The organism is Spiroplasma endosymbiont of Cantharis nigra (genome assembly GCF_964019925.1).
Classification (GTDB): domain Bacteria; phylum Bacillota_I; class Bacilli_A; order Mycoplasmatales; family Mycoplasmataceae; genus Spiroplasma_A.
This window is the reverse complement of sequence record NZ_OZ026470.1, coordinates 39,645-64,731: the sequence shown is the minus strand read 5'-3', so window position 1 is coordinate 64,731 and position 25,087 is coordinate 39,645. Positions and strand designations below refer to the sequence as shown.

The 25,087-nt window shown below is 26.0% G+C and carries 22 protein-coding genes; 3 read left to right on the top strand and 19 right to left on the bottom strand.

The window, feature by feature from the left end; genetic code table 4:
- Window positions 1–2 precede the first annotated feature (2 nt).
- From AACL04_RS00285 to sufC, 3 genes are read right to left on the bottom strand one after another with little or no spacing between them, the layout of a single operon-like run.
- The gene (locus AACL04_RS00285; RefSeq protein WP_339030352.1) at window positions 3–1,217 is read right to left on the bottom strand and encodes an aminotransferase class V-fold PLP-dependent enzyme; all 1,215 of its coding nucleotides are present in this window, start codon (window positions 1,215–1,217) and stop codon (window positions 3–5) included.
- Window positions 1,217–1,987: a SufD family Fe-S cluster assembly protein gene (locus AACL04_RS00280; protein ID WP_339030350.1), complete on the bottom strand. Its 771-nt coding sequence runs from the start codon at window positions 1,985–1,987 to the stop codon at window positions 1,217–1,219. The genes AACL04_RS00285 and AACL04_RS00280 overlap by 1 nt, the downstream gene beginning before the upstream one ends.
- A complete protein-coding gene (gene sufC, locus AACL04_RS00275) occupies window positions 1,987–2,730 on the bottom strand; it encodes a Fe-S cluster assembly ATPase SufC (RefSeq protein ID WP_339030348.1) in 744 nt (247 codons plus the stop codon). Before sufC ends, AACL04_RS00280 begins: the two co-directional genes overlap by 1 nt.
- Window positions 2,731–2,893: 163 nt before the next feature.
- Between sufC and AACL04_RS00270 the strand changes: the two genes are divergently transcribed.
- From AACL04_RS00270 to AACL04_RS00260, 3 genes are all read left to right on the top strand, one after another.
- Window positions 2,894–5,182, top strand: coding sequence for a lipoprotein (locus tag AACL04_RS00270; protein ID WP_339030346.1), 2,289 nt, complete (start codon window positions 2,894–2,896; stop codon window positions 5,180–5,182).
- On the top strand, window positions 5,167–6,900 hold the full coding sequence (locus AACL04_RS00265; protein ID WP_339030345.1) for a lipoprotein: 1,734 nt from the start codon (window positions 5,167–5,169) through the stop codon (window positions 6,898–6,900). Before AACL04_RS00270 ends, AACL04_RS00265 begins: the two co-directional genes overlap by 16 nt.
- Before the next feature lie 67 nt (window positions 6,901–6,967).
- Window positions 6,968–7,372: an HIT family protein gene (locus AACL04_RS00260; RefSeq protein ID WP_339030343.1), complete on the top strand. Its 405-nt coding sequence runs from the start codon at window positions 6,968–6,970 to the stop codon at window positions 7,370–7,372.
- A 53-nt stretch (window positions 7,373–7,425) separates the two neighbouring features.
- On the opposite strand, the gene AACL04_RS00255 is transcribed toward AACL04_RS00260, so the two are convergent.
- The 16 genes from AACL04_RS00255 to ftsY all read right to left on the bottom strand — a co-directional run bounded on the left by AACL04_RS00255 (window position 7,426) and on the right by ftsY (window position 25,064).
- Entirely contained in the window at window positions 7,426–8,880 is a 1,455-nt protein-coding gene (locus AACL04_RS00255; protein ID WP_339030341.1) for a glycoside hydrolase family 1 protein, read from the bottom strand.
- Window positions 8,880–10,274, bottom strand: a complete 1,395-nt coding sequence (locus AACL04_RS00250; RefSeq protein WP_339030340.1) for a glycoside hydrolase family 1 protein — start codon at window positions 10,272–10,274, stop codon at window positions 8,880–8,882. Before AACL04_RS00250 ends, AACL04_RS00255 begins: the two co-directional genes overlap by 1 nt.
- A complete protein-coding gene (locus AACL04_RS00245) occupies window positions 10,267–11,208 on the bottom strand; it encodes an ROK family protein (RefSeq protein WP_339030338.1) in 942 nt (313 codons plus the stop codon). Before AACL04_RS00245 ends, AACL04_RS00250 begins: the two co-directional genes overlap by 8 nt.
- 3 nt (window positions 11,209–11,211) lie before the next feature.
- The gene (locus AACL04_RS00240) at window positions 11,212–13,806 is read right to left on the bottom strand and encodes a glucose PTS transporter subunit IIA (RefSeq protein ID WP_339030336.1); all 2,595 of its coding nucleotides are present in this window, start codon (window positions 13,804–13,806) and stop codon (window positions 11,212–11,214) included.
- A gap of 75 nt (window positions 13,807–13,881) precedes the next feature.
- Window positions 13,882–14,613, bottom strand: coding sequence for a helix-turn-helix transcriptional regulator (locus AACL04_RS00235; protein WP_339030335.1), 732 nt, complete (start codon window positions 14,611–14,613; stop codon window positions 13,882–13,884).
- Between the two features lie 66 nt (window positions 14,614–14,679).
- Window positions 14,680–15,639 (bottom strand): 3'-5' exoribonuclease YhaM family protein, encoded by a 960-nt coding sequence (locus tag AACL04_RS00230; protein ID WP_339030333.1) that lies wholly within the window; start codon window positions 15,637–15,639, stop codon window positions 14,680–14,682.
- 130 nt (window positions 15,640–15,769) lie between these two features.
- Window positions 15,770–17,404, bottom strand: a complete 1,635-nt coding sequence (locus AACL04_RS00225; RefSeq protein WP_339030331.1) for an acetyl-CoA carboxylase biotin carboxyl carrier protein subunit — start codon at window positions 17,402–17,404, stop codon at window positions 15,770–15,772.
- A 76-nt stretch (window positions 17,405–17,480) separates the two neighbouring features.
- Window positions 17,481–18,188 (bottom strand): hypothetical protein, encoded by a 708-nt coding sequence (locus AACL04_RS00220; RefSeq protein WP_339030329.1) that lies wholly within the window; start codon window positions 18,186–18,188, stop codon window positions 17,481–17,483.
- A 35-nt stretch (window positions 18,189–18,223) separates the two neighbouring features.
- Window positions 18,224–19,513 carry a methylenetetrahydrofolate--tRNA-(uracil(54)-C(5))-methyltransferase (FADH(2)-oxidizing) TrmFO gene (gene trmFO, locus AACL04_RS00215; RefSeq protein ID WP_339030328.1) on the bottom strand — a complete coding sequence of 430 codons (1,290 nt, stop codon included), beginning with the start codon at window positions 19,511–19,513 and terminating at the stop codon, window positions 18,224–18,226.
- A complete protein-coding gene (locus AACL04_RS00210) occupies window positions 19,513–20,175 on the bottom strand; it encodes a copper homeostasis protein CutC (RefSeq protein ID WP_339030326.1) in 663 nt (220 codons plus the stop codon). Before AACL04_RS00210 ends, trmFO begins: the two co-directional genes overlap by 1 nt.
- Window position 20,176: 1 nt before the next feature.
- Window positions 20,177–21,310, bottom strand: coding sequence for a methionine adenosyltransferase (gene metK / locus AACL04_RS00205; protein WP_339030324.1), 1,134 nt, complete (start codon window positions 21,308–21,310; stop codon window positions 20,177–20,179).
- Window positions 21,311–21,503: 193 nt separating this feature from the next.
- Window positions 21,504–22,469: a serine aminopeptidase domain-containing protein gene (locus AACL04_RS00200; RefSeq protein ID WP_339030322.1), complete on the bottom strand. Its 966-nt coding sequence runs from the start codon at window positions 22,467–22,469 to the stop codon at window positions 21,504–21,506.
- A gap of 62 nt (window positions 22,470–22,531) precedes the next feature.
- Window positions 22,532–22,897, bottom strand: a complete 366-nt coding sequence (locus AACL04_RS00195) for a hypothetical protein (protein ID WP_339030320.1) — start codon at window positions 22,895–22,897, stop codon at window positions 22,532–22,534.
- A 100-nt stretch (window positions 22,898–22,997) separates the two neighbouring features.
- Window positions 22,998–23,762, bottom strand: a complete 765-nt coding sequence (locus AACL04_RS00190) for a TIGR00282 family metallophosphoesterase (protein ID WP_339030318.1) — start codon at window positions 23,760–23,762, stop codon at window positions 22,998–23,000.
- Window positions 23,762–24,085 (bottom strand): YlxM family DNA-binding protein, encoded by a 324-nt coding sequence (gene ylxM, locus AACL04_RS00185; protein WP_339030316.1) that lies wholly within the window; start codon window positions 24,083–24,085, stop codon window positions 23,762–23,764. The genes AACL04_RS00190 and ylxM overlap by 1 nt, the downstream gene beginning before the upstream one ends.
- Window positions 24,078–25,064, bottom strand: a complete 987-nt coding sequence (gene ftsY, locus AACL04_RS00180; RefSeq protein ID WP_339030314.1) for a signal recognition particle-docking protein FtsY — start codon at window positions 25,062–25,064, stop codon at window positions 24,078–24,080. Before ftsY ends, ylxM begins: the two co-directional genes overlap by 8 nt.
- Window positions 25,065–25,087: the final 23 nt, after the last annotated feature.

The following is a 25,087-nucleotide window of genomic DNA, read 5'->3' as shown; positions in this document are numbered from 1 at the left end:
CTTTATAAAATCTCATTAATTCAATTATCACAATCTTTTAATGCTTCAATAAATTTATCAATATCTTCTTTACTATTATAAATTGAAAAACTAGCTCTAATAGTTGAACTTACTTTAAAAAGTTCATTTGCCAATCTTGAGCAATGTTTTCCAACTCTTACAGAGATATTATATTTTTTATTTAAAAAGGATCCAAAGTCTTGTGAGTTTACATTTTTCATATTAAATAGCACAATTGGTTGATCATTTTCTAGATTATAGAATTCAAATTTCTTACGATCAATATCTTTAACTTTAGCTCTAAAATATTTTTTTAATTCTTCTTCATAAGCAATCATTTTTTCAAGTTTTAACTCTTCTAATATATCTAAACAGACATTAAAAGCATAAATAGCTGACAAGTTAAGAGTTCCTGCTTCAAATTTATCAGGAATTGGTGCTAATTTGTAAGTATTTGTACTAATACTTACATTATTACCCCCACCATAAAAAATTGGTTTTAAAAACTCTAAAATTTCTTTTCTCGCCCATAAGATACCTAATCCAAAAGGACCATAAATCTTATGTGTTGAAAAAGCAACGCAATCAACATCTAATTGTTTAATATTAATTTTATTTTGTTTGATTGATTGTGCTAAATCTAAAATGATTATAATTTTTTTATTAAGTTTTCTAATTTCTTTAACTATGGCAACAACATCATTTAAACCCGCAGTTGTATTTGAATTCATTGCAAAAGAAATAATTTTAGTTTTAGTAGTTATTTTATTTTTAAGTTTTGAGATGTCAATTAAAAACTTTTCATCCAAATCTAAATAATCAATTTTCAAACTTTCTTCTTGTGATAATACCATTCAAGGCAATAAATTAGATGAATGCTCCAACTTAGTTAATAAAATCTCATCATTTTTTTTAAGATAATTTCTCATACCAAAAACTAGTTGATTTAATGAGTGCGTTGTTCCACTTGTAAAAATAATTTCATTTTTATCATCAATACCAATAAACTTTGCTATTTTAGACCTAGTTTCACTAACCATTTGATTTGCTTTATAAGCATTATCAAATAGATTATTGTGCGTATTAGCTCCAATCTTTAAATCATAGTCACTTTGAGCTTTTATAACTTTATCAAATTTAATTGCTGTTGCAGCTGAATCAAAATAAATTTCCTTACTATTGTTTTTAAAATATGAAAAGTTATCTTTAAAATTCATTAAATCATTCCCTTTAGTTGTTCTTTTAAGTATTTTAGTAGCTTTTCATCTTCAATTTCTTGAAATATTGGCTCAAAATAACCATTTATAATTAATTCTTGTGCCTGAGTTTCATTTAAACCTCTTGAAAGTAAGTAAAATACTTGATCAGGGTCAAGCATACCAATTGCATTAGCATGACTTGCTACAATATCATTTTCATCAATTAATAAAACTGGATCCGAATCTGCTTTTGCCATTTTATCTAAAACCAATAATCTTAATTCCTGATGTGCTTCTGATTGATTTGAACCCTTTTTAATATCACTAATACATCTAATAAAACCTTTTGATGTATCTTTTAGTACTTCATAAGTTCTAATATTTGAATACGAGTTTCTAGCTTTATGTACTGAATTTATAACTGAGTTTTTTTTAAAACTTTTATTTATTATTGTGGCATTATAAAATTCCACTGCCGTATTTTCTTCATTTAAGTTAATAGTAAAATTATCGTTACAATCATAATTTGCAATATTTGATATTTTTAAATTTAATGAAGAATTTTTATTTAAATTAAAATTTATATTAAAGTCTTTTTGACTAACTTCAGTTGAAGGTAAAAATAACACAATAATATTTATTTCAACATTTTCTTTGATGTTTAAATCAATTGTTCCAAATTTATTCTCTAATAGTATAATTTTGCTTTCATTATCTTCAAAGTTAAAAGTTTTAGGTAATTTGTTTCTAAAATCTATATATGATTCATTTAATTTTAAATTAGTCATTATTTAGATAATTCCTTTACTCATGTATAACCTTCTGCATTAATTCTTTCAATAATTTCTTTTCCCCCACTTGTTATTATTTTTCCCTCAATAATAACGTGAGCATGAGTTGGTTTAACCTTTTTGAAGAATCTATCATAGTGAGAAACAATTACCATTGCATTTCTTGATAAATCTACTTGATTTAAGTTTTTTGAAACAACTTCCAAAGCATCAACATCTAATCCTGAATCAATTTCATCAATTAAACTAAAAATTGGATTCAACATTTTTAATTGTAAAATTTCATTTTTCTTTTTCTCTCCACCACTAAAACCATCATTAACGAATCTCTTTAACATATTTAAATCAAAGTCTAACTCTTTTGCTCCTTGTTTAATATCTTTAAAGATTTCTTGTAATTTTTTCTTTTCATCACTGTGAGCGTTTACTATATATTTTAAAAACTCTAAGTTTGAAACTCCTGGAATTGTTTGTGGGTTTTGCATTGCCAAAAATAAACCAGCTTTACTTCGTTCATTAACATTCATCTCTAATATTGATTCACCATCAACTAAGATATCTCCTGAAATGATTTCATACTTTGGATGACCCATAATTGCCATTAATAAAGTCGATTTACCATTACCATTTGGCCCCATTAAAGCATGAATTTCTCCTGATTTAACTGTTAAACTAATTCCCTTTAATATTTCTTTGCACTCTATATTTACATATAGATCTTTAATTTCTAATTTATGCATTTCTAAGCTCCTTGCTCTATTATTATAGTTATTATTATAGTAAATGTTAAACTAAGTTTAAAAGAGCAAAAAAGACAAATATTTTATTTTTAATTGCAATTTAATGTTATTTTATGTTATTTTTCATTATAATTATTTTGATACAAACCAAGGAGTGAATGGTGTGAAAAAATTATTAACACTGTTAGGAAGTGTTAGCTTAACAGCAACAACAGCAACAATGGCTGTTGCTTGTGGTACTGACTATGACATTAAAGAAGACGGAAACTCAGTTCTTATTCAATTTTTACAATCAATAGATGGAAAAGCAAAAATTACATCTACTGATATTCTATGAAAATTAATTAATTCATCAAATGGTCCAAAGAATAGAGAAAAACTAACTTTAGACTTATTGAAAATGATTAATTTATCTATTCTAGCTAATATAGATTCAGAAGAAAATGAATTTACAATAGATGAAGATAACTTATATACAAACTATGATTTAAAAAACACTTTAAAAGAAAGATGAACAAATCTTATTTCAATTGTTGATAGACAAATAGTTAATGAAAAAGATGTATATAAAAAGAAAAACGGTAAAAAATGAGAAAAAGAATGAAATAAAATGCTTGTAGATAAATACAGCGTTTATCAAGATGATGTCAAATCAATGGATAAAAACTTCCTAGAAAACAAATATAAAGCAGATCTTCTGTTAACAGATACAAATAATAATGCTTCAAAAACGTTATTAGATGTTTTAATTAACACTGATCAAACAGGAGTTACTTGAATAAGTTCAAATGATATTATTAAAAAATATAATGCACTTAAAAAAGTAATTAATGACAATAAAGATAACGAAGCAACAATTGCAAGTTATTTAAGAGCTGATTTAGATCAAATAGCTCAAATTAAAAATTCAACACAAAATGATACAAACAAATGAGAAGAAACTAAATTGACTAATGAGTCAAGTGATGCTGATATAGTGGCTGCTGCTAAAGAAGTAAGTGATATTGATATATCTAAAATATTGAATGATACTCCAGTTAATTTAAATAAATTCACAATAAGTGATTCAAATAACTCAAGAGCAGGTTTTTTAAGTAATTCACAGAAATTTTTCTTAGATCGTTTCTATAATACTCAAGCTCCTCTTGCTATAAGCGAAGTTGTAGTTCCATTTTCTGAAAATGGATCATTTGATAATGGAGTTACAGTATCAGATTTTGAATCATTAGATGGAAATGATCAAAAAAACACTAACGAATTACTAGCTCAAATTTCAACAGATGATTCAATTAATACTTGAAGAAGATGAATGGTTGAAGGTAAAACAGACAAACATCCAAAAGCAACTGTAAAAAAATATGATAAACTTATGACTTTAAGCAATTCATCAGATTTTTCTCAAGACATGCGAGCAGTTGTATATGACTTTATTTTTGAAGGTAACAATGGTAAAGCAATTACTACTGCACCTAGTGTTGACCAAGGACTTGCTACATTAATTAAAGATATTTCAAGAGAAAATAAAGCTAATAACAAATTTTATGTTTTTAATGAAAATCAAGGAAGAGTCTATTATGTGGATTCAACTGGATTGCATATAGTTCAAATTGATGGATATGAATTCTTAAAAGAGTCAGAATCAGCTGAAAAAGTAGGAATGCGTCAAGAAGGAATTATAGAAAATAAAATTAATAAAGAAACATTAGCAGAATTAAATGAGTTTAAAAAATATAATGCTTTACAAGATACTGAAAAAGTAGCTGTTTTACAAACAAGCAGAAGTGATACTTATGCTAAGTTAAATAAAACAGTAGTTAATCCATACTTACATTATCTAACAAACTCTTCAATGTTAAAAGGAGTTACAGGTTCTGCAACTAGTTTTGATATTATGTCAGAAGTTAAAACTTGAGCACAAGTTTCATCTTCAACAGATGGTTCTGCATCATATTGAATGACATCAGTATTTGATTATTTTAAAACTATTTCAAAATCAAAACAAGAAGACTCATCATTTAGTCAAGAAGATTTTATAAATAATTATATTACTTTCAATATAAGTGAAGAAAAGAGTCAAGAAGAAGAAGTTATTGCAAAAACTCAATCTTGATTCTATGCTGCAGTTAATTCAAAACAAAGTTTAACAGCAATTAATCCAGCTATTTTATTTATTGAAGCTAGTGAAAAATGAACTGATGAAATAAAAACAAAAACTGATGCAAGTGGTTATCCAAAATTACTTTTAGATAACAGTGCATATAAAGAAGATATTGTTTCAAAAACTATTGAAATGTTCTGAAAACCAAAAACTAGTTCTGAAACTACAGGTGATATGATTTTAGATAATAATTTAAAATCAGTGGTCTTTGATTATAATTCAATCATTAAAAATATTGAAACATCATATCTTTCTTTCAAAAAAGGAGGTAGTAAACAATGAAAAAATTATTAGGAATACTTAGTGCAGTTTCATTAACTGTATCTACCCCTTCTCTTGTTGTAGCTTGTACAAGTACAAGAATAACTAAACCAAAATTAAATAAAGAATTAGCTAAAAAATTATTAGTACAAATATCTGGTAATAAAGACCTTGCAAACATTGATTTTGGTTCATTATTTACAGATGCTGAAATTGAATCTGTAATTGTTAACATGATAAATGAATTATTATCATTACAATATAGTTTTGATTCAACAAATACTATGTTTAAAAATTTAGATTTTAAAGAGTTTTACACTTCTGATAAAGATAAAGGAATTGAAGAATCATTTAAAACTAAATACAGTCTTGAATCTAGAACAATTGCTGAAAATAAACTTTTTGAAGATTATACAAAATCAATTGGCACAACAAGACTTGATTACTGAGCAATAAGAAATAATTATAATTTAAACATTCAAAATGATGAAACAAAAGTAAATTCTATGGATGGTGAACAAGTAGAAGTTAATAGTTCTAATCCATATATTTATATTTCTGATTCTAAACCTACTGGTGATGCACAAGATAGCATTTGAAAATTCTCAAATGAACAAGGAAGTCATGGTACTATTGCAGGTAAAAGTAAACTGCCTACTATTAAAGACTTAACAAATGAGTATCAAAAGAATGGATCATCAATGTTTTGAGTAAAAAATAAAGATGATTTTGTAAATATAAGTGCAAAATCTGCATTATATTTAAGATTTCAAGATTATTTTGAATCTAAATTGTTAGAAGACATGAACGATAATCTTCTAACAAATGCCTATTTAAAATCAACAATGTTTAATATTAAAACAATTGAAGAAGAAAAAGCACCTTTCATTAACCCTTCTTCAGCAATGTTTTCAAAAACACAAACATTGAATGAAACTTCAATTAATGAATATTGAAAATCAAATATTAAAATGGTTTGAACTTTAAAATTTGATGTTACTAAAGCTCAAGCAATAGATGAAATAAATAAAATAATTAATGATAAAACTGATCTTTTAAATATCAGTAGTGGTGCTTTAAAAGAAGGAAAAGAAATTAAAGAAATTGTAAAGATGTTTGATGATGCTACAATTAAACCTGTTAATGATAATAGAACTGCTTATGACTCATACTTTGGATTACAAGGTTATCAAGGTTTAACTATTTATGATGGAGATACTGCGCTTGGAGAAAGTCCAATAACAGGAAAAGGTTATGAAGCAAAAGTTAAGTCATGAAATAATGGTCCTGGTATTATTAAATCAAGTTCAGAAAACTTCTTAACTATTGATACTGAAAATAATAATTATGCAGATTTAGTAATTGTATTGCCAATTTATATGATTGAATTATTAGGAGCATCTAATAGTGAAGAATCAACTTATAAAATTACTGGTAAAGGTGAAAACGAAGAAAGTGCTATAAAATTTAGTAATACTATAGGAAACGAATCTATTTATAAGGATAGATGAAATAGTAAAAATAATTCAACATTACATTCAAAAGATGTTGCCGAATTAGCAAAAGACAAGATAAAACAAGAAGCTTTATTAAATCAAATTATGTTTGGAATTTCAAAAGATTCTAATTCAAGTGATTTAGCTAAAACAATCATATATTCAAAATATTTGGACAAAGATGATGTTTACTATGCTGGTCTATGAGATAAAATTGGAACATATATTAAAAGTGAAGATGATAAAGACGAATAAAATTAAAAATAAACCGCCATTAGGTTTATTTTTTTTATAAAATATTTAAGAAACGAGGAGTTAAAATATGGATTGTATTTTTTGTAAAATTATTAATAAGGAAATGGCATCTAAGGTTTTTTATGAAAATGAATATACCCTAGCCTTTCTTGATATTTTTCCAAATAGTGATGGTCATTCTTTAGTTATTCCAAAAAAACATTTTGAAAACTATGAAGAAACAGATGATTTTTATTTGCAAGAAGTTGCTAAAACCAAAAAAATTGTTGCTAAAATGTTAAGAGAAAAGTTGAACTCAAAGGGTATTAATTATGTCTCTAATCAAGGTTCAGAGGCCTTTCAAATGGTATTTCACTATCACGAGCATATTATACCTAAATATGTAAAAGAGCAAGGATATGGCTTTAAAATTAATAATAAACCAGAAGATCTGACTAATATTGATGAAATTTTCAATAAAATAGTAGATTAAAATATATTAACTAAAAAAAAGAGAATTACATTAATTTGTAATTCTCTTTTCTTTTATTTTAATTCCTTAGTTTCCATAAATTTTTTAAACCAATGATATGATTTTTTTAAATACCTATCACCAGTTCCATTATGTTTATCATCATAGTCAACGTAAACCACTCCATAACGCTTATTAAACTCGCTTGTAGCACCACTAACTAAATCAATTGCTGTTCACATTGTATAACCAAAAACATTAACACCATCTTTAATTGCTTCATTAATTTGAATGAAATGTTCTCTAAAGTAATCAATTCTATAGTCATCATCTACTGTTTTGTTTTTATTTAAAGTCTCAGTTACACCAATTCCATTTTCAGAAATAAATAAAGGTAATTGATATCGATCTCACAATTGATTTAATTCATATCTTAAACCAATGGGGTCTATTTGTCATCCTCACTGAGTTTGTTTTAAATAAGGATTAACTCCCCCTACAGTTAAATTACCTCCAGTTTGACTAACCTTATCAGTAACTGATACAGTGTTTGTTTGATAATAACTAAATGAAATAAAATCAATTGGATTACTTTTTAGTAATTCCATATCACCATCAAAAATTTTAAACTCTATTTTATTTTCTTTAAAGAAACGATTTGCATATCCTGGGTATTCCCCACGAGTCATTACATCAAAGAAAAACCATTTTCTAATTTGTTCTTGTTGTAAATTATGAAATACATTGATAGGATTGCAATCATATGAGTATGTTGTCATATCAGATACCATGCAACCAACTTTAATATCAGGAAATTTTTTAGCAAACTTAATCATCTCTGCTTGGGCAATAAATAAATTATGCAGCCCTTGAAAAGATTTTCTTAAGATATTCATATAGTTGCTATCTCTTTCTGTAAAAAAACCTAATCCAGTGTGAGTATAAATCAATGAAATATTTAATTCATTAAATGGTAATCAATACTTAACATATTTTGAAAAACGCTCAATTAAAGTTTTAGCATATTTAACAAATAATTTAATTACCTCACGATTTAAAAATCCATTATATTTTTCTAAAATGGGATATGGAAAGTCAAAGTGACTAAGAGTTACCATAATCTCCATTCCTTGGGCACGACATTCTTTAAAGACACGCTCATAAAATGCTAATCCTGCTTCATTTGGAACTAACTCATCTCCATTTGGATAAATACGAGCTCATGAGATTGATAGACGATATATCTTCATACCAGCATCTTTCATTAACTTAATATCTTCTTTATAACGATTATAAAAATCATTTCCTAAACGCTTTGGATATGTATCAGGACTATTTGGATCTAAACCTCTTAAAAAGTCTTCTTTTGTTAAAGAGTGAACTTTTGATAAGTCCTTTTTATCTTTTAACTCAATATATGGTGTTAAATCAGCAATAGTTAAAGACTTACCATCTACTTGATAAGCTCCTTCAATTTGTGCAGCTGAACTTGCACTTCCTCATAAAAAATCATCTTTTTCGAATTTCATTATATTGAACCTCCATTTGTTTTAATTAATTCTTTATATCAGTAAAAACTATCTTTTTTATAACGTTTCATATCTTTTAGATCAAATTCATCACGATTTACATAAATAAACCCATAACGCTTTGATACTCCCTCATGAGTTGAAATTAAATCAATAGCACTTCAAGGCATATAACCAATTATATCTACACCTTCCTCAATTGCTTCCAACATTTTTGAGATATGTTTTTGATAATATTCTATGCGATAAGTGTCATGAACCTCACCTTGCTTAGTTAAAATATCTTTGGCACCTAAACCATTTTCAGTAATCATAATAGGAAGATTATATCTATCATATACTTCACGTAAAGTATTTTTAAAACCTTGAGGGTCAATTTCTCAACCAAACTGAGTTTTTTCAAGGTTTTTATTTTTAACAGATGAAGTGAAACCAGGTATTGTAAAGCCCTTTTGCTGATCTTTGGCTTCTTGACTTATCTCATTAGATTTTGGCATCTCAACAGTCATAGTGGCATAATAATTAAAGGCAATAAAATCAGGTTTAGCTTGCTTAATTATTTCCATATCCTTTGGATCAATTACAAAATCTTCTTTAATTTTTTTAATAAATTCTAAAAACACTGGACTATAATATCCTTTGCAAACAATATCTAAATATACTCAATTACGAACAATATCCATATTTAATTTTGCTGTATAATCAATTGGTTTTGAACTGTTTGAATAAACTGAAGATATATTTGGTGCGGGACCTATTTTTGCCTTAGGCAATATTTTGTGACATAAATTTATAGCACGAGCTTGCGCTAAATTTAAAATATGAATAACCTCTCATCGATTAAGTTTTTTTCCATTTGGCATTAAACCAATCGCAGATGCAGCCATTGCAAACATATTTAATTCATTAATTGTTAATCAATATTTAATCTTGCTACCATAAGCTTTAAATAAAACCTTACAATAATCTTCAAATAAATTTGCAAATCTCTTATCAGTTAACCCTCCTGCTTCATCAATAAAGTTAGGAAAATCAAAGTGAAATATTGTTACAATTGGCTCAATTTTATATTTAATTAACTCATTAATTAAATCATCATAAAACTTAATACCCTCTTCATTTATTTCACCTTTAACATTTTTCATAATTCTAGGTCATGAGATTGAAAAGCGATATGACTTCATTCCCATTTCTGCAAAGAGTTTTACATCTTCTTTTCAATTTTCATAATGACCAGTTGCATCATGAAAGTTAGTAATCTCTTTTGAGTATCCTGGTGACTTATGAATGTCATCCATTACAGAAGCTACTTTACCACCTTCAAAAATTGAACCTTCTACTTGATAAGCACTTGTTGATGCTCCCCATAAAAAATCTTTTTTAATTTTATTCATAAATTTTATCTCCATATTCTAATATATATAATCCACCATAGCAAGCCGCTTCGTTTTTTAACTTTGCAACTTCTACTTTATTTTTCACCATTAAATCAGGGTACAGTATTCTTCCCTCATAATTAAAACTTTCTGCTTCTAATAACTTGGCAAATATTAGATCAATGAACTTTTTGTTATTACTAATTCCTCCCCCTAAAGTAATTAGGTCATAATCAAGAATGTAATCAAGATTAATTATTAGTTTAGCTAGAGCTGTGATTAAATTATCAAACAAAGTTATCATGATTGGGTCTTTTTTTTCATACATAGCAAAAGCTGTTTCACCATCAATAAACTCTTTTGACTTAATTGCCATCTTGTATCTAAATAATACTGATCCAAGACCGCCATATGCTGCAATTGGAAGGTCTTGACCCACTTCTAAACTGGCAAAGCCTTTACCAAATTCTCCAGCTCTAAGGAGATTTCCCTTATGAACTCTATTATTTATAATTAAAGCTCCTCCAAGTCCAGTTCCAATTGTGAGATGAACTTGAGTCTTTATTTTTGAGTTACTTCGATAATAATACTCTCCAATCAAAGCCGCACGTGCATCATTTTCAAGAACAAACTTTTTACAGTTTTTATATTTAGAAAAAATCTTAACCAAATTTAAATCGACATCACAAATAGCTGAATTACTTAAAACTTGTTTTTTGACTGAATCTACAACTCCTGGAATTAGAATTGCTAATTCAAATTCATCCTTTTCCAAGTCTAATATTTTTGTAATTTCTTTGATAACTGTAATTAATTTCGTTTGAAATATAATTTCATTATCTGGTTGCTTTTCTTCTTTATATTTAATAATTTGAGAACTTATTTTATTTTTGCTTTCAAATAAAATAAATTTTGTTCCCATTCCTCCAATGTCAAATGTATATCTTTTCATAGTCTATCCTCTTAAATTTCTAAACTCTTTTTTAAAATCTAAAATGTCATCTCTTTCAATATCTAACTCATAGTTAATACGAAGTGCATTTAAAGCATTATAGTAATTATTTTTTATGTGACTTATTTTGTCTGCACCAATTTGTTTTTCAAATTTGTTTAGTATTGCTAATAGAGTCGATAAATTATTTGAAATTAATTTATCCAGAGCCTCAAAATTAATTTCTTTTTGAGCTATTTCTAATTTTTCCTTTCACTCTGATACATCATATTTTTTATTAGAAGTTTTATACTTTAAAATTAATTTATTTGCTTGTTCAACTTTATTATCTGCCATTAATTTTTTACCTATTAATAAAATCTTCTCTTTTGTTTTTTCTTGTTGACTTATTAATTTAGCAATTTTTGTTCTAATAAAAATTAAGTTTTGAATCTTTATCTCATATACTTTTATATTTTTATTATTAAATTTATTTAATAATTTATTTATTTTTTTAAGTTCTACTTTAATCTCCTTAGTGGCTTTACCTTCTTGTAAAGCAATTAATTTAACTAAATCTTTAGTAGTCTCTTTTATTAAGACCTTTTCTGTTTTTCTTTCTCTAAATCAGAAGTAGCAAATTATAGCAGCTAAGAAAAATGAACCTAAACAACACCCAGTATACATTAAACCATTTGCTAAAGGTGAAATTTCAGAATAGCCACCGAGCAATGGTTCAGAGAAATAACCAATTAATTCAAAGATTCCTAAACCAGAACCTCCCCGACGAGCAACTCCTAGCATGCCTGATAATGTTCCAAAGACAAAGGCAGCTATTAATCCAGAATATAGGGGTCGTCGTTTGGGTAAGTTAATTTGATATAAAATAGGCTCAGTAATTCCAATAATACCAGCAGAAATCAATCCTAAACCTTGATTTCTTAGTTTAATATTTTTTGTTACTAATATAACAGCTATTAAGGCTCCAAACTGTGCAAATAATGATATTCCCCCAGCTACTCCAATTTCTGACTGTCCACCATTAACTAAATGATCAATAAATTGTACAATTGATAATATATTATGCAATCCGAAAATAATGGCAACCTGCCAGGATGCAACATATAAACCAATTCCTAATCCAAAAGGTAAGGCCTTAATATAAAAAACTGATATTGCTAAAATGGACTCAAATATATTTCAAATTGGACTAAAAATTAGAAATGTTACAGGTAATGTTATTAAAAATATTAAAAATGGTCGCCCCATCAATTCTAATGAAGGAGGCATTCATTCCAAAATACTATCATCCAATTTTTTAGCTAGAATAATCGCTGGTAAAATTACAAAAGGTTTAGTATTCATACCATTTAAGCGAACCTCTGATAGTTGATTTAAAAATAAAGTAATAGGTTTGGTTTTATCTATTGGCTGATCTCAAAATTTAAACATTACAATATATTCACCCATCCCATTTGGACCACCAGTCACAAATAAATATGGTGAACATAAAATAACAGCAATCCCCAATCCAATGACTGGTCTGAGTTTAAAATAGTCTGATGCGGATCAAGCAAATAATATTGCTAACATTACAATTGATGAACGAGCAATAACAAATAACATAGCTCAAATCACTGGAGCATTTAATAAGTAAATAGTCTCTTCATTTGCACTTGAAGGATCAAATGTAATACTTGGCATTCACCCAGTTTGCTGCAAGATTGAGACCATAGCTTGTAATAATCCTACTCCAATTAAAAATGGTAGAACTCTAATAGTAATAGCAATAATGGCACTTAGCATTTGCAAAAGTCAGGGTTTTTTAGATTTTAATTTTTTCTTTAATTCAAAATTAGCATCAACTGACTGATTAATTTCAGTAAAGGCATTTTTTAATTTATATACATCTTGACCAATAATAACTTGAAGTTCATCATTATTTCAAATAACGCCTTTAACATTATTATTTTGTTTTAGTTTCTCTATATTAACTTTACTTTTGTCTTTAATTTTAAAGCGTAAACGAGTCATACAATTATAAACACTTGTATAATTCTCCATAGTTCCCACAAACTCATTAATTGTACGAGCTGCTGAAATATATTTACTATCTGTTGCAAAAAATACATAAGGATCTAGATTCTCTTCTTCTTTAGTTTCTATACTTTCTGTATTTATTTCACAAATAAGTTCTCCCTTTTTATAAATTTTCTCTTCAAATACTGGAATAATAATATTTGGATCTTCAAAAACTATTGGCGTCTCTTTTGAGATATTTAATTCTCTTAATTTATTTATTTCTACAGAGAATATTTTTGTGTCTAGATTAACTTCTTGATTAACTTCTAAATTAGTTTCAAAGTACTTACCATTTAGCTTTATACTATCTAAACCACAATGAATTAAAACGTTATATCCTTCAACCTCAAATCCATAAGCATGCTTGGTATCAAATATCATTTTTACAGTGGCTTGATAAAATGGTGAGAAAAATAAATTATCTTTTGGAATTATTAGTATTCCATCTCCCAATAGTTTGTTTGCAAAAGCAATATCAGAACATTTTTTAAGTTGTCTAACTTCACAATCAACGGGAGCATAAATTTTTATACTCATATTTACCTCTTAAATAAATGATAGTCCAGAAATAAATATAAAATAAAAACTTTCCAAAATGGAAAGTTAATTATATTAAATTTGTTTTGCTATTTCTAAGATTAGAATATTCAAAGCTAAATTACGATACACATTTGAAGCATTATTTTTTAAATAATCTAATTTTAATTTATTATCAGATTCTAAAAAGACTTTATCATACTGTTTTTCTGAAGTAATTACAAAATTATTAGCTTTTATTGTTTTAGCATTAATTAACTTTAAATACGAATTAAGAGTAAAATTATCACGCCCATAAAAAAGAATAATGTTAATATCCTCATTATTAACTAAAGGCTCATTAAAAATGTCAAAATTCTTAGAAAGAATAAGTGGTCTTTTATTATAACCAATCAAAAAATCTCCTAATCCTTGAGCTATTCAAGAGGTTTGCGCTGATGCATAAATATTAATATTAATATTATTTTTAATTGCTGTTGCCAAATTTTTAATAAAAACAGAGTTTTTATTACACCACATTTTAATTAAAACAAGTATATCACTTTTAAAACTAATTTTATTAATTGAATCATATAAAAAATGTTCTTTTTTTAAAGAAGACGCAAAAGTCTTAAAGCTTGGTTCACCCAAACTTTGTATAAATTTTGTAATTTTTGATTCAGAAACAAAACAAATATCTGCAAGTTGTTTCTGAGTTAAGATTTTTTTTTGACGCATCGTATTTATAATATTTAATGCAATAATCTTATCGGTTGTATTTTTATATTCTCTTGTTAAGTTTTCTAATTTTTCATATATAGATGTCATAAATTTCCTTTTTACCTCTTAATTGTAAAATACTAAAAAAAACATTAACTATCTACTAAAACTTACTTATTTTTTCTTATTATGATTTAAATAACTTCTTCCATCCTCAGAAAGAATTCTTGATGATCAAGCATCTTTTTCCACTTTTGATAATTCATCATTAATTTTATAAATTCTTGCATCTAATGAGTCTAATGAAGAAATAATAACTGCTTCAATTAGTAATGGTTCTACAGGAGATCCATATTCATTTTTACCATGACTTGCTAAGATTACGTGTTGTAATTTTAAAACATCCTCATTATCTTTTAGACCTAATTCTATAGCCTTATTTGAAACAAAAGTATTACCTATTGATATATGACCCAATAATTTACCAACATCAGTATATTCTGCTGCATTTTTCCCTGCCATTTCAAGTACTTTTCCTATATCATGAAGGATTGTTCCACAATATACTAATTCTCAATCAATATCTGCATATTTATATACTTCTCTTATTGCTTTTGCTCCCATTAATAATGAGTAACTGTGTCAAAATAAACCACCTACCACATTATGATGAATACTTACAGCAGCTGGAAAAGTTTTAAATTGAACTTCATACTGTTTTAAAATTGCTAAAGTTATTTTTTTGTAAGTTTCATTATCAATAGTTGTTATAAAATCTATTAATTTTGCATAATGTGATTCAACATTTATTGGAGCACTAATACTAAACATTTCCTCATTTATATTATGTTTTTTAAAATCTTTTTCATCAATAATTTCATAAGAATTAACTTTTAATTGTAATTGTTGTCTATAAACATTGGTTACAGCTTCTATTTTTACAATTAAACCACTTTTTAATTCCTCTACATCTTTTTCAATAGAATTTCAAAGTCTTGCTTCAATTCTTCCAGACATATCAATTAAATTTAAAATTAGATAATTTGATCCATTATTTCCTGTTGATAAAATTGCTTTTTCTATTCTAGCTATTAAAGTTACTATTTTGCTTTCTGCATTAATTTCATTAATCATTTTTATACTCCTCAAAGATAAATTAATTTTAACAAAAAAACACTATTTAAACTGGGAAAAATAAATTCTACATCTTTATTAATTGTGTATAATATATTTTCTAGTTCAATTTTTTAGTGCTTATTTATTATTAAATTAAAAAACCCGGATTCTTTAGAATACTTATAAATTCTTTTCCAAACATAATTGCATCCTCAGGTTCTAAACTATTTTGATTGAATGCAAAATTTATTTTTACATAATTTGTTAAATTTCCATCATCTTTAAATGAACTTGATATTGATGAAATGTAAATTGATAAGATTGAATTTTTAGTTAATCCAAAATTTGCATTATCTAATCCAAAATTTGAAATATCATAAATCGCTACTTTAACTTCTTTATCTTTTACTAATTGATTTTTATGTATTTCTTTTGAAATATCCAAAATACTTAAATCATCACTTACTTTTACAACTGTATCATTTACTGAATATCCATCAGTTTTTACTAATCTAATAAATGAATGACTTGAATCTAATTCTTCAAATTTAGTTAAAGCTCTTTTTAATGCTTTTACATAAAATGCATTAAGTTCAAGATCAACATTTTCCTCTTTTGAAGGTTCAATCATTAAAGTTTGTAGACTTATTAAAGCAGTTATGTCTAACTTAAATGAGAAACTACCTATATTTGTTTTATCCACAATAACTTTCTTTTCAATTGAATTTGATACAAGCTTACTATTTTCTGTTGCTTTCAATTCAACTTCTTCTAACTTAGAATTAATACTTTTTGATTTTTCATCTATTTTTTTGACTATTGAATTAATACTTTTTTCATTATCATTATTAGTTTCTTTAGTTTCTTCCATAAATGATGAAAGTTTTTTTTCAATTTCTTTAAACTTATTATTTAATTTTTCACTATTTTTTAAAACTTTCTCTAATCTTTCATAATCTAATTCCTTTAAAAATACAGAGTTAGATTCTTGAGCAGTAGTTTCTTGCTTCTTAATATTTTTTGGTTTTTGTTTTATTTCAACTACTTCCAAGTTATCTTCAGTATTATTTTTTGAAAGTTCTTCTAAAATTTCAGATTGAGAAATAGTTGAAATTTCATCTGAAAATAAATTACTATCTTTAAAATTATCAGAATTTTCATAAACTACTTTTTTAGTAATAGTTTCTGTTACAATTGTTGGATTTTCTTTTATCTCAAAAGTTGAAGTTTCAGTTTTAATTGTTTGAACAGTAGTAGGCTCCATTTTTGCTTCTGCAATTGGATCCTCAGTGAACTCTTCTTCTATTTGAAATTCACTTTCAATAATTTCATCTTTTAAGTACTTTTCAGTTTCAAAATTATCAAGAATATCTAAATCCTTTTCAGCTAAAACTTCTGTCTTTTTTTCTCTTTTTGGTTTTACTTCTTCAAATTCTTCTTCATCAGACTCATCTGATTCATTTATTAATTTTTCTAAGTATCCAAATTCGCTTAAACCATCTTTTAATGTGTCATTCATATTTGATGGTTTTTTCAATAAATTTTTCATTTCTTTATAAGAGAATATATCAAATATAGTATCTCCATGTGAAACAATTAATGATTCAATTACATAAATGTTTCTAATTACTCCATCTGTTGTAGAACGTATATCAAATTTTTCAAGTTGTGTTGATATTATTGCTAATATTTGATCTTTTTTGACTGGTTGGCCTTCTTTAACTAATACTTGTTCTACAATACCCTTATATTTTTTGACATTCTTAAATTTTATTTTTTCCATAAAGAACCCCTTTAGTTAAAGTGCTAATAAACACTATATTAATATTTTACACTACTTTGACCAACTATTGTAGTTTTTATATAGACTCAAAGAATATTTTATTATTCTCAGATAAATCAATAATTCTTGAAAGACATACGCTAAAAAGAGGAGCTGTTATATAACTTTTAATTGGTAAATTTTGACATTGAACTACCAATCTCAATACTAAATCAAAAATGTTGCTTACTTCACCTCTATATGTTGCTAATAAAGGTCCAAAGTCTTTATATAAAAGCATTGCATTTATTATTAAATACATAAAAATTGAAGCCTTTATACTTAATGTACTTTGAACTGCAAAATAAATATATGTAATTAAAATATCTTCTAAAATAGCTTCTAAACCATTTTCTTCAATTAGACCATTTTCAAAAAAAATGATCATTTCGTCACTTGTTTTTTTAATAAATTCTTCACTTTCAAAAATATCTTTAAAGTTATCATTTTCATCAAGTAATACATAAATTTCTTTATAATCTTCTCAAGTAAAAGCTCATTTATGCTTTGCAGTATTTATAAAATTCTCTCTTGTTTCAATGATTTTAGCTCTAATAATCTCTCAAATTTTTAATAGGTTAATTAAGTTTCTTCCATAGATTTCTTCTGAATCGTCAAATAGATATTCTCCATTTGCAATTAACTCAAATATTTCTTCTTCTGATATTTTAAAATCATTGTAATATGAAAGACTTGATACTAATTTTGAGCCTATTTCAGCTCATACTCTTTTATCTCTATACAAAGAAAACCTCCATTTTATTTATTTTATAATTTAAACTAAATAAAAGACTTTATTTTATTTAAAGCATTTTTATAGATATAAGAATTTTTTTCTTCCTTAGAATTAAAACTCATTATAGGATCAATCTTTACTAAACCCATATTTGACTTCATTGGTTTTAATTTTTTATGCTTTGGATTTGTAATATAACTTATTAAACTACCTAAAATTGTATCTTCTGGAAATGCTATAAATTCACTTTGATTAATATAACTAAGAATTCCTCTACTTGCAACTAACCCTGATGCAAATGACTCTATATATCCCTCTACACCTGTAATTTGACCAGCAAAGAATATATTCTTTTTTCTCATCATTTGTAGTTTGTTATTAAGAATTTTAGGAGAATTTATAAAGCTGTTTTTATGCATAACTCCAAATCTTCTAAAGACTGCATTTTCAAGTCCTGGAAGAGACGAGAAAATTTGCTTTTGCTCTTTTCAAATAATATTTGTTTGAAAACCAACCATATTATACAAATTATCCATCGCGTCATCTCTTCTTAATTGTACAGCTGAATAAGGCATAATTCCATCAAAATTTTCTAATCCATTTGGTGACATAGCCGATTTCAATAGTATCTTTTTAGAGTTTTTAGCTAATTGCTCTATTGGTTGACAACCTCTGAAAAAAATTTCTTGTTCAAAATCTTTTAAATTAACAGTATTTGCATTTACTAGTTTATTATGAAAAATACTAAATTCCTTTTCATTTAACGGTATACAAATATAACTATTATCATTTTTATATCTTGATTTATAATATACTTTTGAAAAGTCTATTGACTGTTTTTCAATTATAGGAGCAGATGCATCTAGATAAAATAACTTTTGTTTTCCAAGTAATTTTTCTAACTGCATTTTAAACTCTTGTGAACATAAAGGACCACTTGCAATTAAAACTATTTCTTGTGTATTTAAATCTAAAAATTCTTCTTCAAATACCTTTATATTTTTATGACTTCTTATTTTTTGATCGACTAAATCTGAAAATGCTTTTCTATCTACTGCAAGAGCATCATCAGAAGGAATCTGAGTTTTAAAGGCACAATCCAATATAAAGGAGTTTAAAAGTTTAAGTTCCTTTTTTAAAATTCCAACAGCATTTTGAGTTGATAAACTTCTAAAAGTATTTGAACAAACTAATTCTCCAAATGTTTCTAATGTTTGAATTTCATTTTTCTGAATTTTTTTCTTTTCATATAAATAGACTTCAATACCCTTTTCTGCTAATTGTCACGCTGCTTCACAACCTGCTAAACCAGCACCAATTATATTTACTTTCATTACTTTATCTCCAATAACTCATTAATTCTTTTATCATTAACGCTTTCATCTCAACTTTTATCATTTCTTACACAAGAACCAACATGAATATTTTTAGATATTTTTTTAAAACTAGAAAAGTTTTTTTGATCAATTCCTCCACCAACTAATACTTTTGTATTTAAGTTAAGAGCAACAAGTTTTTTTATAATTTTTCTACCCTTTTTTATATCCTTACCACCACTTGTTAAAACATTATCTATTCCAAGTTCATTTAACACTCGATAAGATTCAATAAAATCCTTCACCTCATCAAATGCTTTATGAAATGTTATCTCCAAATTTCCCTTTTGTTTAATGACTTGTTTCATAAATTGAACATCTATTGTTAAGTCCTTATTAAGACCACCAATAACTATTCCATTTGCCTTTGTTGTTCTAATAAATTTAATTTGCTCTATCATATCTTTTTTTTCTTTTTCAGTATAAAAAAAATCTCTTGCTGTATTTCTAACAATAATATTTATTGGTAATTTTGATAAATCACAAGCATATTTAATATCTTCTAAAGCAGGTGTTAAACCCCCAACTTTTAAATCCTTACAAAATTCAATTCTATTTGCATTAGAATTATTTATTAATCTAATATCTTTAAAATCTTTTCCAATAACTTCTAATAGCATCTTACAAATATTCCTCCAAAACTCTTACTTTATCTAACTTTTCTCAACTAAATTCTTTTTTTCCAAAATGACCATATTTACTTGTTCTAAAATATACTGGTGCTTTTAAATCTAATGTATTGATAATTGAGCTAACTTTAAAATTAAAATTATCATTTAGAGCTTTATAAATAACATCCATAGATACTTTAGTTGTTCCAAAAGTTTCTATAAAAATAGAAACTGGGTCTGGCTTACCAATTGCATAACTTACTTGAATTTCAACTTTATCAGCTAATTTTGCAGCAACAATATTCTTTGCGGCATAACGGCACATATAAGCAGCACTTCTATCAACTTTACTTGGATCTTTTCCAGAGAAAGCTCCTCCTCCATGACGAGAATATCCACCATAAGTATCTACAATAATTTTTCTTCCAGTAAGTCCTGTATCACCCTTTGGTCCACCAATAACAAATCTTCCTGTTGGATTAATTAAAACCTTAAAATCAGTATTTAATCCATATCGTTTTGCAATGATATCCATAATATTATTTTTTATAAACTTTTCAAAAGTTTCTTGATTATAATCATTGTCATGTTGAATTGACATTAAAATTGTATCAATTCTTGGATTTTTTTCATTAGTATAATCAATTGTTACTTGTGATTTCATATCTGGTTGAGCCCATTTAAAAGCTCCATTTTTTCTTAATTTTGAAGCCATATGAACTAAATCATGAGCTATTTGTATTGAATATGGCATATAGGTTTGTGTTTCACTATTTGCATAACCAAACATAATTCCTTGATCTCCTGCTCCCATATCTTTTTTATCAACACCCATTGCAATATCAGGAGATTGTGTATTAATTTTAACTACTATCTCACATTTTTCTGGGTCAATACCTGTAGAAGCATCATTATAGCCAACTCTTTTTAAAACTCACTTGGCAATTCCAGCATAATCGACAATTGCTTTTGTAGTTATTTCTCCACCAATTAATAAATAGTTTTCTGTAACAAAAGTTTCACAAGCAACTTTTGAATTAGAATCCTGTTTTAAGCATTCATCCAATATTGCATCACTTATTTGATCACAAATTTTATCTGGATGTCCCTCTGAAACCGATTCACTAGTAAATAATTTTTTCATATTTTATTTCTTTTCTCCTTCAAAAAAATGAAAACTTCTCCAACAAAAGAGAAGTTAAATAGATCTCATCGTTGGTTTCCCCTTAATTTCAGCACCTAATTTAATAGGTTGCTACTACCTCATTGAGTTGTTTTCTCTCAGTAGTTCCAAATAAGAATAATTTTAAGTTTTACAAAGTAATAATAACAAATTTTTATATATTTTTAACAATTAATTCAAATACATCTTCTGATTTTTTAGTATTTAATAAATAATGCTTTTTTTCTTTAATCGTTTCTAAAAAATATTTATCCTTATCTAACTTTGATAGATACTTTGCTATTTTTTTTGAATCACAATAAAAATCATTATTTGAAAGAAATATACTAATGCTTATTTCTGAACTATTAATATTTTTAATTGACTTCTTATTAATTTTTTTTCATAGATAATAATCAGTTACAGTTAATAAATTTTTTGTTATATTTTCATCTTCTAATTTTTTTGCATACTCTTTTTCATCAGTAAAATCTAATCCATTAATTGGTTCTACAAGTTTAGTATTTGCTCTAAAAAGTGTTCCCCATCATAGTTTTAAATAAAAGTTAAATCCTTTTTTATAAGGATTATTTAATCTTAATGAAGAAGAAATAATTTTATATACTCTCTTATCTTTTGAAAAAAATGAACAAATACTACCTCCAAATCCCTCCCCTAAAAGTACTATTTTAGCATTAGGATTTGTCTCACTAATAACTTCAATAATTTCTGCTAAGTCAGAAATTGATGCACCAAAACTAAAATGATTATTCACTTCATTTTCTCCACAGTTTCTTTGATCATAAGATACTAAAGAATACTTATTTTTTTGATTTTTTCTTAATCAAGATTCCAATTTATCAAAATCTTTTCTATTTCTATAAATATCATGAACACCAATAATAATAAATTCACTCTTTGGATCAATTTCTCCAAATCATCTAAGTTCATAACCTGAAGTAGTTTTAAACATTTTTTTCTTCACAAGTTCACTTTTTATAATTGGAGATGCTTTAAATTTAATTTTATTAAATTTAACTATTCTTGCAATTAAAGTCAAAATAAAAATAAAAATAAAAGTCCCAAGCATAACATAAACAATTATGCTAAGAAGTTCTCAAACAGCTAATCATATTTCCATAAAATCACCTTTTTTAATTATAAATAAAAAGTACTTAAAAAAAGTACTTTTTATAAGTTTTCTTAATCTTCATGCGCCAATTCTAATGCATAGACATCAAATTGTCCCATAAATCAAAATGCATAAATAACATTCTGCTTTCTAGTTATAAACTCATTATTCCCTATAACATTAATTGCCTCATAAACAACATTACCTGCATCTTGTTCTAAATTAACTCTCATTTTCTCAAAATCATAAATTGATGATCGTCCATACATTTCATTTTTTCTTTCATATTCAATTTCTTTCAAAACACTATCATAAGTATTTCTGTATTTTAAAAGTGATTTTAAGTTTTGTTCAATACCCATACAAACATTCATAACCTCTTTATCTAAAGCCAATAAACATTCATGTAAATTTCTAAGTCTATCTTGTCTTTTCATAATTATTTTCTCTCCTAGGAATAGGTATTTATATTTTTATTATACACAATTTAAAATGGAAAATATTTTCTTATAAAAAGCCCTTATATGAAATAAAAGTTTATTGTAATTGTATTCTCTCAATTGATTTTGCCTTATTTTTTGAGTCTAATTTTATAATAACAGCACAAAGAAGTCCAGGATTTTCAGATGGTGTAAATTTACTTGGTAGTCCAGTTTTTTCTTTAAAAATAACTTCTTCTGGATTAGCTCCAATAATTGAGTTAATAGGTCCTGTCATTCCAACATCTGTAATAAAAGCCGTACCTTTTGGTAATAACCTCTCATCTGCTGTTTGAACATGTGTATGGGTTCCTATAATAGCTGTTAAAATTCCATCATAGTTTCAAGCAAAAGCTAATTTTTCAGCACTTGCCTCAGCATGAAAATCAACAATATGTATATCAGCTGTATTTTTTTCAATTATTTTGTCCATTACCTCATATGGATTATTTACATGTTCCATAAAACTCTTGCCCATCATATTAGTAACTCTAATTTTTAAATTTCCAAAATTATATTGATTTGTTCCAACTCCCAAATTAAAAGAGTTCATATTTGCAGGTCTTAAAAGGTCATCAACACTATCAATGAAATCAAAAGTCTCTTTAACTTTAAAAATGTGATTTCCACTAGTTATTACATTTACTTTTAATTTTTTAAGAAAATCATAGTGATTTTTATTTATACCTTTACCATGACTAATATTTTCACCATTAACAATAATAAAATCAATTTTGTTTTTTTGAACAATTGAACTAAGATGTTTTTCTAAAACATCTCTTCCAGATTTTGAATATACATCTCCTACCACTAAAAAATTCATTATAAATTTTTCTCCAATTCTATAATTAATTCTTCTATTGAAATTTTCTTTACTTTTGCATTATCCAAAGTTTCTTTAATTTTATTATTTTTCAATTTTAATTTTAATTTATTTTCTAAATCAGTTAATAATAAAGAAGTTTTATTAATGCTATCATAAATAGCATTTCTTGATACTTTAAATTCTTCAGCAATCTCTTGCAAAGTTAAATCCTCAAAAAAATACAATTCAAAATATTGACACTGTTTTTCAGTTAATAACCTTTTATAAAAATCATATAGTTGTCCTAAATCAGCATTTTTTTGTATATCTTGATTAATCATTTATATTATCTTCCATAAAATCTGATGTTAGCTCTCAAATGTAATTGTCTATATCAAATTCTTCTATATCATTTACAGTTTCACCCGTACCAACTAATTTAACTGGAATATTTAAAATATCTTTAATAGCTAAAGCAATTCCACCTTTACTTGTACCATCCATTTTTGTAAGAACTATCCCTGAAACATTAGTTGTTTCCGAGAAGGCTTTTGCTTGACTTATTCCATTTTGCCCAGTTTGAGCATCAATAACTAACAATCTCTCATGAGGACCATCAGAAATGCTTTTTTGAATAATTTTAGTCATTTTTTCTAATTCTTTCATTAAGTGTTCTTTATTTTGAAGTCTTCCAGCTGTATCAATTAATAATAAATCATATTTTTCAGCAATTGCTTTTTTAATTCCATCAAAAACAACACTTGCAGGGTCTTTAGAATTATTTTCAGATTTTATTAAATCTACATTTTTAAGCCTTTTATCACATCATTCTTGAAGTTGTTCCACAGCTCCTGCTCTAAATGTATCTGCTGCTGCTATTAAAACTTTTTTATCCATACTTGAATAATAATTTGCTATTTTTGCAATACTTGTTGTTTTTCCAACACCATTAACACCTACCATTATAAAAATGTTTAATCTACCATCTTTATAGTTTAATTTATCATTATATTTACGACCAGTATTATAAGTTTCATATATCTCTTCAACAAGGATTTCTTTTATTTGATCAAAAGAATGCTTTGCTTTTGCTTTTTTTCTCACTCTATTTGATATTTCTAAAACCATTTTCATTCCCATATCAGTTCTAATTAAAATATTTTCTAAGTCCTCAAAAAATTCATTATTTGGTTCCTTATAATGTTTACTCAATTTTTTTATATCAGTTGAAAATGTTAAAGTTTTTTTGTGCTCTTTTTTATGTTTTTTTTGCTGTTTTTTGACTTCACGTCTCTCTTTTAAATTACTTCAAAATCCCATAAAAATTCCTCATTTCTCAATAT